This window comes from Neobacillus sp. WH10 (assembly GCF_030123405.1).
In the GTDB taxonomy this organism is placed as follows: Bacteria; Bacillota; Bacilli; order Bacillales; family Cytobacillaceae; genus Neobacillus.
Window position 1 is genome coordinate 5,057,330 of the sequence record NZ_CP126110.1, and the last position, 12,557, is coordinate 5,069,886.

Annotated in this window: 9 protein-coding genes; 2 read left to right on the forward strand and 7 right to left on the reverse strand. The window is 33.9% G+C overall.

The window, feature by feature from the left end; all coding sequences use genetic code 11:
• Positions 1-163 precede the first annotated feature (163 nt).
• The 5 genes from QNH20_RS24425 to QNH20_RS24445 all read right to left on the reverse strand — a co-directional run bounded on the left by QNH20_RS24425 (position 164) and on the right by QNH20_RS24445 (position 4,251).
• Complete coding sequence (locus tag QNH20_RS24425) at positions 164-1,522, reverse strand: SMI1/KNR4 family protein (protein ID WP_283920519.1); 1,359 nt, start codon at positions 1,520-1,522, stop codon at positions 164-166.
• A 644-nt stretch (positions 1,523-2,166) separates the two neighbouring features.
• Positions 2,167-2,376 carry a hypothetical protein gene (locus tag QNH20_RS24430; RefSeq protein ID WP_283920520.1) on the reverse strand — a complete coding sequence of 70 codons (210 nt, stop codon included), beginning with the start codon at positions 2,374-2,376 and terminating at the stop codon, positions 2,167-2,169.
• 98 nt (positions 2,377-2,474) lie between these two features.
• On the reverse strand, positions 2,475-2,939 hold the full coding sequence (locus QNH20_RS24435; protein WP_283920521.1) for a hypothetical protein: 465 nt from the start codon (positions 2,937-2,939) through the stop codon (positions 2,475-2,477).
• A 132-nt stretch (positions 2,940-3,071) separates the two neighbouring features.
• Complete coding sequence (locus QNH20_RS24440; RefSeq protein ID WP_283920522.1) at positions 3,072-3,515, reverse strand: GNAT family N-acetyltransferase; 444 nt, start codon at positions 3,513-3,515, stop codon at positions 3,072-3,074.
• 127 nt (positions 3,516-3,642) lie between these two features.
• Positions 3,643-4,251 carry a histidine phosphatase family protein gene (locus QNH20_RS24445; protein WP_283920523.1) on the reverse strand — a complete coding sequence of 203 codons (609 nt, stop codon included), beginning with the start codon at positions 4,249-4,251 and terminating at the stop codon, positions 3,643-3,645.
• 284 nt (positions 4,252-4,535) lie between these two features.
• Here QNH20_RS24445 and QNH20_RS24450 point away from each other — a divergent pair, with 284 nt between their 5' ends.
• The gene (locus QNH20_RS24450) at positions 4,536-5,066 is read left to right on the forward strand and encodes a hypothetical protein (protein ID WP_283920524.1); all 531 of its coding nucleotides are present in this window, start codon (positions 4,536-4,538) and stop codon (positions 5,064-5,066) included.
• A gap of 1,723 nt (positions 5,067-6,789) precedes the next feature.
• Here the strand turns inward: QNH20_RS24450 and QNH20_RS24460 are convergent.
• Positions 6,790-8,292: a malate:quinone oxidoreductase gene (locus QNH20_RS24460; protein ID WP_283920525.1), complete on the reverse strand. Its 1,503-nt coding sequence runs from the start codon at positions 8,290-8,292 to the stop codon at positions 6,790-6,792.
• A 343-nt stretch (positions 8,293-8,635) separates the two neighbouring features.
• Here QNH20_RS24460 and QNH20_RS24465 point away from each other — a divergent pair, with 343 nt between their 5' ends.
• On the forward strand, positions 8,636-9,688 hold the full coding sequence (locus QNH20_RS24465; protein WP_283920526.1) for a P-loop NTPase family protein: 1,053 nt from the start codon (positions 8,636-8,638) through the stop codon (positions 9,686-9,688).
• Between the two features lie 388 nt (positions 9,689-10,076).
• Here QNH20_RS24465 and QNH20_RS24470 read toward each other — a convergent pair whose 3' ends face one another.
• A complete protein-coding gene (locus tag QNH20_RS24470) occupies positions 10,077-12,026 on the reverse strand; it encodes a CBM96 family carbohydrate-binding protein (protein WP_283920527.1) in 1,950 nt (649 codons plus the stop codon).
• Between the last annotated feature and the right edge of the window lie 531 nt (positions 12,027-12,557).

Here is a 12,557-nt window from a genome sequence, read left to right on the forward strand (position 1 = left end):
TCCTTTGCTATCATTTCTGTATTTTTAATTAACCATAAATTTCATCTATTACAATTCTTCCTTGTTAAACTCCCCGTTTGCTGAATAAGAAAAAGAACTACCTGATTTGCAGCTAGATCTTCAACTCTTGCACCCGTTAGCTTAAGTACATTTTTTCACAAACCTAATAAAAAATATTGATGTTTTGTATAACATTCTCTATGGGTAGTATCCGCTTTTTTAAAACTTGTGTAGCACGTAATTTAACAAAAAAATCAATAAATTCCGAATTTGATGGGAGACCTGATATAACATGAGGATACTTATTGTTTGCGACCTTCTCTTGGACATATATTTCTAATGCGTGAATTGTAGTTGCTTCATGCTTCTCTTCTAAAGAGGTCCACCTTTCTAAGTCATCCCATGAAAAATTTGACCTTACGAATAGTTCATCCCAACCTTCTGTTACAGGAAATTTAACATGATTCTCCATCCACGAAATAACATCCCTTGAATGAAAATTACCAAGATGGGAAAGTGCTTCATACCCAGTTATCTTTTTACCAGATTCTTGTTCAAGAAAATTAAATACTAAAGTTAGTCCCCTATCCTTACTTGTACACATTGAAGTTAGATAGGAACGTAATTTAGTATCTATATTATCCTGTTTAGATTCCCATAAACTTGTAACCCATGTCTCTGCGTGTATTCCTAACACTCGTCCGATAATCTCACATATTATTTTCTTGTCATTAAATGCCTCTTTTTTATGTAATTCTTCTAAAAGATACTGAAATAACTCATTTCTATTAAATTTTTGGAATAAGTCGATTGTTTCTTCATCTAATTTCTTTCGATAAACAACGAATGCTACTAGCTGTTCCATGTTATTTTTCACATCTTCTAAGGTTGTCTCTGAAAATGACTCGAACCAATGCTTCCACTTAACTGCTGCTGGGCTTGTAGTGTCCAATCCCTTATCATTTAGAAAATATTCAAACTGCCAGTTTTCACTACCAATACACCCTAGTTCAGTAATCCTAAATAAATAATCGATAAATGAATCCGCAATATAAGTAACTGTGTCTTCTTCATGTTCCCAATAAATAACTGGTTTTTCATCACTGTCCACAGTCATATCAAACGCGTAAACATCTCCATTTCCAGAGTGAGAAAACTCTAATTTCCCCCTAAGTGTCCTTCCATAATCTTCTCCATCTTCCATTAATTCGTCAGCTAACATATTTAAATTCTGAAGGAAGTCAATATTCCAATTTATCTCTCCAGAAAATATTTCATTAAATTCACTGGGAATCATTGTATCTTTAGAAAATGAATAATAAAAGGAAAGCGATTTCCCTAAGTTATGTAGTATGTATTTATAAGAAGGAGGTAATTGATACCCCAGTTCCTTTTCTTTTGCTTCTATCTCCTGTGTCGTTGCTTTTTTTCCAATTTCGATAGGGGAGACTTTGCCGTTATTGTTATCTAAATTTTGTAGTATTTGCCTCCATTTTGATATTAATAATTTAATATCCTCCATTTTTAGACCCCGTTTCGATAGCTTAATTATAATTATAATTCAATATAGTATTTGTAAATACCTTCTTGCGCTAACCTGCCATTTAGTTGAATAACAAAAATAGCCTGCAATGGTTGCCGGCTATTCAAGTAATGCACCCTATAGTTTAAGTACATTATTTCACAATCTTTCTTTCATATTGATAACTATATACTCACTAATACTGAATGAATAAATAATAACACTAAAACAACTACAATTACGTATTTCGAAAAGATTTTAAGAGTTTTATTATCGAATATCTTAATTAACAAGTAAAAAAAGCCTACTACCCATATACCATTCTGAAAAAATGTTGAAATTATATTTCTTATCATATTTGTAATAAAATATAAGTCCATTAAAATCCCCCCAATATAAAACATTTCACCACAAATACCCATAATACTTCTTCAACAAAACTGACCGATAGTACAATAAGAAAAAAAGGATCACCATAGCCATCCCATACTTTAACTCTTGCACCCAGATAGTTTAAGCGCATTATTTCACAATCTTTTTGTGGATAAGAAAAAATCCAATCTTCATCTTGAAGAATCGCACCTTTGTGTTAAACAACCAAAAGTGATACATAAAAGATTTAAACTTTCTTTTTGGATTTCTTTTTATATACCCCAAAATTGTGCAAACCGAACCCCCGAATTAAACAGTACATGCATTACATAAAGTAAAAACATTATAAAAACACTAATGCTTACAATAAATGCCCCAATTTTGCTGGTATTTTTATCTTCTCTATTCTGTTGTTTTATCTTTTTATATAAGCCTTGAACCTTATTTTGCCTCAGTTTTTTATCTTGTTGGTTTTGGAACATTGATTTCCCCTCCCATATCTAATGAAATTTCACCACAAATAACCAAATTTTTGTTGAACTATCCTGCCCGTTAGCTTAAGTACATTTTTTCACAATCTTTATATCCCGCAATGATATAAATAATAATCACCTTCAGCTAATTGTGCGGACATTGAAATTATTTTTTCAAATTGCTTAATTACTTCATCTTTATTGAAGACTTTCTTTTCATATTCACCCAACATCTTGCCACTTTTGGCATAAACAAATTCTCCAGTAAGCTCAAGTATATTAGGTGCATTTTTAAATAAATCTCTCCACGAAGAAAAAATACTTATTAAAGTTACAGAAGATTGCTTATCAAAAAGTGTAACACCATGATAGTTAAGACCTCGACCATTTGGAGTTCTACTCAACGCTGGATTTTTACTTGGAATCCATTCTAATGTGTCAAAAATATATTGAATCAAATCATCATGTATTACAACACTGTCAATAACACTGTTGTTTCTCTCTCTAATCATCCAAAAATCTTTTACATCGGTTGTGTTAGAAATAAGATAAAACTCATGCTCCAAGCCCATGGTTTCCTCCTTAAAATATAGCCTCGTTTGTTCTATCAATAGCATTTCTTCTTACACTAAACTCCCGTTACTTGAATAAGGAAAAAGGGCGAATCTTCTTTATTGAAGATTCGCCCCCGTTCGTGAAAAACGTCAGTTACTTACCTGTAAATTCATAGTAATTGTTCTAATGCTAAATCCTAATTTTTCATACAGTTTAATTGCACGGTTCCCTGCAAATGCACTTAGACGGACTTCTGAATATCCAGCTTGTTTTAGATTGTCAATACCAGCTTTCATTAACCGTTTGGAAATCCCTTTCCCTCTAAATTCTTCTATAACAAATAGTTCATAAATAAATCCATTCACCTTATCAGTAAATTGGTCTTTACTCGCCCCTATAAGAATCCACCCCATTAAATTATCGCTCTCTGTTGCTATTAAATAATAGCTTCCCTTTTCCAGTAGAGGTTCAACAAGATGCTTGATTTTCTCATTTGTAGGTTTTACTTCACCCAATGTGCCATCAAATACTGCTTGCGGAGAAAGTAACATAATCTTTTTAAGTTCCGAATCGTTAGGTTTTCTAATATCCATTAATAACGTCCTTTCAATATCCTTTTATAAATTTTAGCATAATACCCCAATAGTCTTCTCCCAAAACTTTTACTATTGCTTTCATCATGTAAATAAAGAAAAAAGGAAACTATAGTTACACCTTCAATCAAAATTCATCGTATTCGTAACAAAATCTTTCAATATTATTTTTAGTCAATTTAAAGAAAGTATTTTGAGAAACCTCCAACGTTAATGTTTGATCTTTTTTAAAATTTTGGTAAACACCTCTTATTATTCTTCCTGTTAGTCCATGCGATACAGCGATGACTTTCTTTTTATTCTTTATACTTCCTAACCATTCTGATACTCTCTCCACAACTGAATCATAGCTCTCCCCATCTGGAGAATTGAAATACCAATTGTAATTATCAGTATTTTTAATTAGTTCTGGCCATGAAGTTTCAATTTCTTGTGTGGTTAAACCCGCCCAAGAACCAACTGAAACCTCTTTTAATCGACTATCAGTAGTCACTTTATTAAAATCATATCCAAGTATTTCACATATAATTTCTGTACTTTGCAAAGTCCTGCCTAATGGACTCGAAATAATTTCCCATTCATTAGGCTCATCAATTACAAGTTTTAATAACTTTGATATATTTTTCACCTGTTCGATTCCGTCTGGAGTTAATGGAGAATCAAGCTCTCCCTGGTATCTTCCTTGTGTATTTAAAACTGTTTCCCCATGTCTAATTAAATAGATTGTTTGCTCCAAATTGCTATCCTCCATCTAAAAGTAAAAATTAATAGTTCCATATAATGTCTATCAATATAGTATCTTTTTACGAAAAATTAGTCTATTTTATTCCATTTATTCTTCAACAAACTGCATGTTCAATAACAAAACAAAAAGCTCCTTGGGAAAAAGATGCTGGATCTAAGTCAAACATCAAACGAATTAATCATTTACATTTTTTAACACATATACTAAAATATAATTAAGTAAATTATTTTTTAGTAAAAAAAAATTTATTAAAGACCAATCGGAGGGGTAAGAGAATGAGTCTTTTAGATATTTACTTACAAAAAAATGGGAAGAAACGGTATGATGTCTTCAAAGAAACAGGAATTAGTCAACAAATGCTTTCAAGTGTAAACAAAAAAAATGTCAGCAGTTATTCAGTTAAAACAATTCAAGCAATTGCTAAAACAGTGGAAAAAAATGAAGGAATGGTACTTGACGAATTATTACAGCTAGAGAAAGAAAATGCTTATTTTGAAGTTCATAATACTGAAGATTTACTAACAGCATTTGATAACAAGGAAACTTATATTGTAATCAAGGGAGATTATAAAAATGAAATGGAAATGTTAGCCAAATCGCAGCTTTCAGAAACTGAAACACTAGGGTTGGAATTAGGTTCTGCTGGAACAATAACTATTTTGGCAGAAGCAATTTATCAATTGGCAAATTTATTTAGTAATAAAGACCATGAACAAAAGAAAATTGAAAGCCAGATTCGTAGGTACAAAATTAAAAAAATTAATGAAGATGAGTTCCTATTGTATTTACGCCAATTAGATTATTAAATTAGGTGCGGAAATTTAGGTAGGCACAAATTAATATAAAAAAGTGAAGTAATTAAATGCAAAATAGAAAAGCACGTAAGAAGCGTGCTTTTAATTTCTTTAATAGGTCATACAGAATACCAACACATATTTGAACAGAAGTCATATTTTTTCTTTAACTGCTTCGTTAGTACAAAAAGAATTCGGGAACCCCATTGGCATCCTAAACGCATTGGAGTTAGACGTTGTTATTTTTGGTGAAGCCCAAATTTCTATTGTCGATCCAGATACTAATAAATTGGCGTACATATTGCTAAACCTGGTCAAATTGTTTTTATTCCAATGGCTTGGTGGCATTGGATCATACCAAGTCAGAAAAATTGCAAATGCACCTCTTTTTTAACAATGACCAATTTAAAAATCCTCATCAGCTTTATGAAGGACTTTTCTTTCTCTTTCCTTTTGAGATTTGGTCTTCATCGGCTTTATGAAGGACTTTCCTTCCGTTTACTTTTAGAGATTTGGTCTTCATCAGCTTTATGAAGGACTTTTCTTTCTCTTTCCTTTTGAGATTTGGTCTTCATCGGCTTTATGAAGGACTTTTCTTTCTCTTTCCTTTTGAGATTTGGTCTTCATTGGCTTTATGAAGGACTTTTCTTCCGCTTACTTTTAGAGATTTGGTCTTCATCAGCTTTATGAAGGACTTTTCTTCCGCTTACTTTTAGAGATTTGGTCTTCATCAGCTTTATAAAGGACTTTCCTTCCGCTTACTTTTAGAGATTTGGTTTTCATCAGCTTTATGAAGGACTTTCCTTTCTCTTTCCTTCTTTTACTGCAATTTTGTACTAATAATTTTTTCATTAATAAACGTTATAAACTTGAAAGAGTAGTCAAAGTTTAAGTCCTCATAATGAGTACTTTTTCGATTCCCCTAATTAACTACCTGCTTAATCTATTTCGTATTTTTCTCGAATTGTTCAATAGGAATAAAATCAAAAATATGATAAATACTATACCTACCAAATTTAAGGAGGAACTATTGTGCACGAAAATAACTTTGCAGCTATTATATTCTTTTTAATTTTAGGCATTATTACATCATCAATTTTTAGCGGTATAATCATTTCCCAAAACAACGACATAAAGTCTAAACTGCAAAAAACAAAGATTTAAGTGGTTGCCAGCTTTTTTAACTAGTACCTTAGGTTGATTGCTGGCAACCAAAAATAAGTTAAATTAGGGCCGTAGAAATAATTTTTACAATAATATCATCTTTATTTACTATTTTTGCGTCCTCTACATAGTTAACTTTTACAAGTTTCGGTCCTTGATATGTTACAGCTTTCATAAATATATAGCCTCCCTATTCTTTTAGCATTATCCGTTATCACTTTAATTGTGTTCATCAAAGAAAACACATAAGATACTAATTAGTTTCTAAGGGACCTTTTATAAACATTATGAAAAACAATTCAACATGTATTTATCATTAACCTCTATATCCTGTTCCTAAACAATAAGGACACAAATCTGTTCTCTAACTTCGAATTTTAAAAAAAGAACCTTTAATCCAAAGATAGATTAAAGGTTCTATGTCTTAATTTTAATGATATTATATTATTTACTCAATTCTTTATATTTTATCTCTGTATTTTCAACCTCTTCATCATAGAAACAATTGTCCATTGATGAAAAATGTCGCTTAAGCTTATTCATTATATACCTTTGTTTCTACATCGAAGGATTAACTATAGACCAGTTCTTTTTCGCTTAGACCAAGCGTCTGTGCTGTTGAAGTATGAATTTCTTGGAAAAGCTCTGGGTTTTCCGTTAGTGACACGCCATAAGAAGGAATCATTTCTTTTATTTTTGGTTCCCACTCTTTCATATGTTGTGGGAAGCATTTTTTTAATACTTCAAGCATAACGTGAACTGCCGTAGAAGCACCTGGAGAAGCACCAAGCAATGCAGCAATCGAGCCATCAGCGGCACTAACAACTTCCGTACCAAATTGAAGTGTTCCTTTACCTCCGGCCTCTGTATCTTTGATAACTTGCACACGTTGGCCCGCTGTCACCGTATCCCAATCCTCGCTTTTGGCGTCCGGAATAAACTCGCGTAATTCTTCCATGCGTTTTTCATGCGATAACATAACTTGCTCGATCAGGTATTTCGTCAATGCCATCTCTTTTACGCCTGCCGCCAACATAGTGATTACATTATTCGGTTTTACGGAACCTATTAAATCAAAATTTGAACCAGTTTTTAAGAACTTTGGCGAGAAGCCGGCAAACGGTCCAAACAGCAATGTTTTTTTGTTGTCGATATATCTTGTATCAAGATGCGGAACAGACATTGGAGGAGCTCCAACCTTAGCTTTACCATACACTTTTGCATGATGCTGCGCTATAACTTCAGGATTGTTACATACCATAAATAGTCCGCTTACCGGGAACCCTCCAATATGTTTTGACTCAGGAATACCGGTTTTTTGTAGTAAAGGCAGACTTCCGCCCCCACCACCGATAAAAACGAATTTTGCAGTATGGTATTCAATTTTACCGCTATCGGTATCATGCACTTTCAATTCCCATAAGCCGCCGCTAGTACGTTTAATATCCTCAACACTATGCTTGTAGTTTATCTCGACGTTGTTACTCCTTAAGTGTTCAAACAACATGCGCGTTAAAGCACCAAAGTTGACATCCGTTCCAGAGTCGATTTTTGTGGCCGCTATCGGTTCATTCAATTTACGGCCTTCCATGATAAGCGGAATCCATTCGATCAGCTTTTCAGTGTCATCGGAAAATTCCATCCCTTGAAACAAGGGATTGTTTGACAGCGCTTTAAAACGTTTTTTCAAAAACGCTACATTTTCTTCCCCTTGTACTAAACTCATATGTGGTATTGGCATAATAAAGTCCTGCGGATTACGAATCAGATTGCTGTTTACTAGATAAGACCAAAACTGTCTTGAAAGCTGAAACTGTTCATTAATTTTTATAGCTTTGCTAATATCTATAGATCCGTCAGATTTTTCAGAAGTATAGTTAAGCTCGCAAAGTGCAGAATGTCCCGTACCCGCATTATTCCATTCGTTAGAGCTTTCTTCACCAGCGTTTGCAAGTTTCTCAAACACTTTGATTTCCCATTCAGGTGCTAACGCTTTCAATAAAGATCCCAAAGTCGCGCTCATGATTCCAGCACCAATTAAGATAACGTCTGTTTTGTTCTGAATGTTACTCATTATAACCGCTTCCTTATCCCCTATATTTGCAAAAAAGAGTAAGCGCTCCTGCATAGATGTTAAAAAAATCAAGGTGCAACCTAGGAACACACCTTTTTTGTCTCATTAATAACCCCTTCATAGTCTATTATAATTATTAATAGACTAAAATATCTACTATTATTCTGATAATTATATTAAAAACTACTAAACTGTTCCGTTAGCTCATAGTCGATTGTTTTTTCAAAAAACCATAACCATTGAAATCTTAAAATTAAAAATAATTACTTTATTACACAAAAAGACTATTGCGTTTTAAAGTAAAATTAATTACTATATAGAGTAAAGGAGGAGGTGCCATAAAATGGATAACTTTGAAAATATTCGTTTAAATGTTGCTTTATTACGCAGACGGGTTCCAAACTTAACAAGTGCAGCACGGTCTGTAGGGTTACGCCCAGCAACGGTCTCTAATCTGTGCAATGGTAAGATTTCAGTCGGTCGGGCAGAAGTGCGTACGCTGGTAGCACTATCAATGTTAGCTGAATGCAGTTTGGATGATTTGATAATCAGAGGGGAGAAGATCGAAATGATTGAAACGAAGATTAAGACGTTGGATTTGTTTGCTCCGCTTGTAAAAGGAGGTACGGTCGGTTTAGTTGCCCGACCGGGAATGGGTCAATTGGTTATTCTTACAGAGCTTTTCCATCGATTAACAACGGAAGGATATCTCACTCACCTCTTAATGCCAGAAGGTGAACATCCAGAAGTGAAAGATACAATCGACTATGTTGATATCGTATCGAATTCTATTGATGAAGCTTATGAGAAAATGGCTGCAAACGGCAAATCGAAGGATATTATTTTTGCCGCTGACCGAGCACACGTTATCACCGGTGAAATCCACAAGCTGCAGGAACGATTACAGGACATTGGGATAGAAAATGTGACAACTTTACTTATCGACTTAAAAGGGGAGGCTGTTGACGAAGACCTTCCGTACGGCCCACTTGAAACACTCTGGCAATTTGATATTGATTTAGCAACAAGACATAAATTCCCTGCAGTCAATCCTATTTATTCAACTTCATCGGTACTTGAAGGATCACATGTAGACCAAATTCATTTCACTACTCAGCAGCGTGCTAAGAAATTACTTAGGCGTTACCGAGAATTACGCTCGATTGTCAACGGAAGAGGTATTAACAGTGTTCCGAGCTCAGAAGTTCAAACTTACAAACGAGGCGAACTTCTAGAAGCCTATCTTACTCAGCCATTTTATGTAGCAGAAGAGTTTACTGGTAAAAAGGGCACAGCAGTCAGTCTTCATGATACCTTAAACGATGTTCAGAAAATCTTAGATGGGGCCATGGATTCAAAGGAAATCGATCAACTAAGTTATATTGGGAAACTATAAATTTAATAATTTGTGTGGATTTAAAAACAAAGTTTAACTGCTTAAGATATCAAGGTCTAAATCTTTATAATATGCTTCAACCTCTTACTTTTGTTCAACATTAAGATGTTCAGCATTTAAGTTACAGATGGAGGAAAAGAAAAGCTGCCTGTAGTTATGGCAGCTTAGTCTTCACCTCTAGCACCAACTGAAGTAGGTGTTCTAAAAGTTGTCTAGTATAGAATTTAAATTTCCTTTTTAACTGTACAAAATATAAATGTTTCATTCTTTAGGATAACTATGTTGACTATCGATAAAGGTCTTAATGTCACCTTTTTTTATCAGGCGTTCCATCGGGATTTTCTTCAGGTTTGTTATCCTCGCTATTGGAACCCCTTCCATTCTCAATTCAGTATGTCAAGGTCAATCTTGGTATATAATTTGGATCAGCTTGACGACTCGTTCCATATCTTACAAAAGTATCTCCAGAAGAACTAACATTAGAAAAGATTCTTAAACTCAATTTCCCATCTGAATCATAGGCTTTTTTTACATATTCGCTTATATCAATCATCAGCCCGTTTTTATTTGGAGTCCATGTTTCTATTATTTTTCCAGTTTTTAAGGGCTTGTTTTTAAATGTAAGATTTTCTTGAGACCATGAATTATCGTCTACCAATTCAATAGAATTTGTTATATTTTTAGATTCTACTAAGCTTCCCACATCTACTACAGGAATGTAAAGCATTGCCGATTTCGGATAGCTTTTTATTTCAGATAAATCAAATTTTAGATAACCTTCTCGGGAATAAGAGGAAGCTTCGCCTCCATCATTTTTCACTTCCATTACGTCTGTTGGATAATAGGAAGTGTTAGCGTAACTCCCGCCGCGAACATAAGTACTTTCGCTTGCAAAAGCATATTCCTGATTTGCTCCAATACTTGGTAAATCTTTATGTGGAAATTCTACAGGCTTGTTAGAAAATTTCACACGTACTTTTTCATTTAACCAAAGCGTCATATAAGCAGAACCCATTCTTGTAGATATTGCTTCCTCTCTTCCTAAATAGGAATTTTCATTCGGCTCATATGTGTGACCATCTTCATAGCGGCCTTGCTGTTCTAAAACTTTATTCGCATGCAATTTTGCCCATTTTTTCGCATCTTTACCGTATCCATATACATAAGCAGAAATATCAATATTGGCAAATGTATCGTATATTCCCTTGCCCCAGTCCGAACCTTGAGGATAATATAATTCGCTAGAATCTTTTACATACATTGTTCCACCCGGTGCATCATACGGTGGAGATGTAAAGGTTGCTTCAGTTAATCCACTATAAAGATGTTCCAAATTGTATTTTGCAGCTAGTGGAAGTTTTTCGCCAACTAGGCTATTAACAATTGAGCTGTTTACACCGGTTGCCGATGCATTATAGACTGGATGGATAAGATTATGATTGATGACTGTTCCATCGCTATTGACATTATATCCATAAACCCAATCTTTTGCTTTTCTTCCATGGATGATTTCATCACTTTCATTCATCTCTGGAGTAGCGAAGGCAGCTAACTGATATTCGATCATGCGGTAATACCATGCATCTGCATGTTCATGCTGTGGTAACATATGAGAAGCTAGATTCAATAATTCGGAGTTCCAACCATCTTCTTCAATTTTTGAATCTCCTGGGTATAATTCTTTTCCGTTTGTAAGTTTCCAATAATCAGGATTTTTATTGATGAAACGATCTGCTTCATGAGTAATCATGTTTTGTATCAATTTTCTTTGTTCCTCATTCAAATCGTCCCAAAATAGCCATGCTGCGTACCCTGCATAATATGCCCAATGAGCTGCCTGCCAATCATCTCCCCAAGACTTATAATTACCGCCATTGGATTTATGGGCATACGCAACAGAAGTTGATAATTTGATTACATAATTTTTTGCGTCTTCTTCACTTACTCCAGTATAACTTTCATCATAGGCACCTGTTTTAAGTGAAACAGCCAGCCCAAAAGCCTGACCTGCCGGGAAACGATAAATATATTCATTAACAGATGAACCGGCAGCTTTGTAAAGATTGTAATACTCCTGGTCTTCTTGCGTATCAAGGTGTTTTTTATCTTTATACCATGCGTTTAAAGCGTATTTATTCGCATTTAACAGTGTTTTTTTCACTGTCAACATCAAATCATCTTCTTTAATTTTCTTCTTAAATTTATCAAAATTAATAGTTGCTACATAGTCATTATTGTATGTATTTTCTTTTGCTTGCGCATTAAGAGTCTTTGAAGGAAAGAAAAAACATTGTAATAGCAAAACAGTACTTAAGAGCAAAACCATTATCTTTTTCATAAATTTCTTTCTCCTTTTGTACATAAGTTTTTCAATGATGTTAAAGTTAGCATTCAATAACCGCCAAGCCAGCTATTTTCAAGGGTTTCATCAATAGTAATTAAATCACACTCCTCCATTTATTTTTTAAATAATTGGCTGCTAGATTTTCCTACTTAGAAAATAAAAAGGCATGGAAAACCAACGAGACTGCACTCGCTTTGTTTCCCATGCCTAGTAAAATTCTAGTAACATGAAACCAATTATTTACCCTATTATAAACCGCTTTCATCTTCAGTTTCAATACGATTCGTTGAATTTAGTAAAATTGTACTATTAAATATTTATAGAATACCTGTCGTTGTGTCTTGGTACTCCTTACAATGTAGGAGTAAATTATTTTCATAAGCATCTAGCAGTTCATTTAAGAACATGTCCCAACTACCATATTTTCCTATTCAACAATTGTTTTAAGGTAACATTCATATACTGGTTCCCAGCATTCCTCGTGATAGTAGTAACCAGTTTAGTTACTTTCATTAAAGTATTCTT

Bases quoted from the DNA above. Each gene is read 5' to 3' on its own strand.
- QNH20_RS24450 (WP_283920524.1), top strand. From the start codon at position 4,536: ATGAGTCTTTTAGATATTTACTTACAAAAAAATGGGAAGAAACGGTAT.
- QNH20_RS24470 (WP_283920527.1), bottom strand. From the start codon at position 12,026: ATGAAAAAGATAATGGTTTTGCTCTTAAGTACTGTTTTGCTATTACAA.
- QNH20_RS24465 (WP_283920526.1), top strand. From the start codon at position 8,636: ATGGATAACTTTGAAAATATTCGTTTAAATGTTGCTTTATTACGCAGA.
- QNH20_RS24460 (WP_283920525.1), bottom strand. From the start codon at position 8,292: ATGAGTAACATTCAGAACAAAACAGACGTTATCTTAATTGGTGCTGGA.
- QNH20_RS24435 (WP_283920521.1), bottom strand. From the start codon at position 2,939: ATGGGCTTGGAGCATGAGTTTTATCTTATTTCTAACACAACCGATGTA.
- QNH20_RS24430 (WP_283920520.1), bottom strand. From the start codon at position 2,376: ATGTTCCAAAACCAACAAGATAAAAAACTGAGGCAAAATAAGGTTCAA.
- QNH20_RS24425 (WP_283920519.1), bottom strand. From the start codon at position 1,522: ATGGAGGATATTAAATTATTAATATCAAAATGGAGGCAAATACTACAA.
- QNH20_RS24440 (WP_283920522.1), bottom strand. From the start codon at position 3,515: ATGGATATTAGAAAACCTAACGATTCGGAACTTAAAAAGATTATGTTA.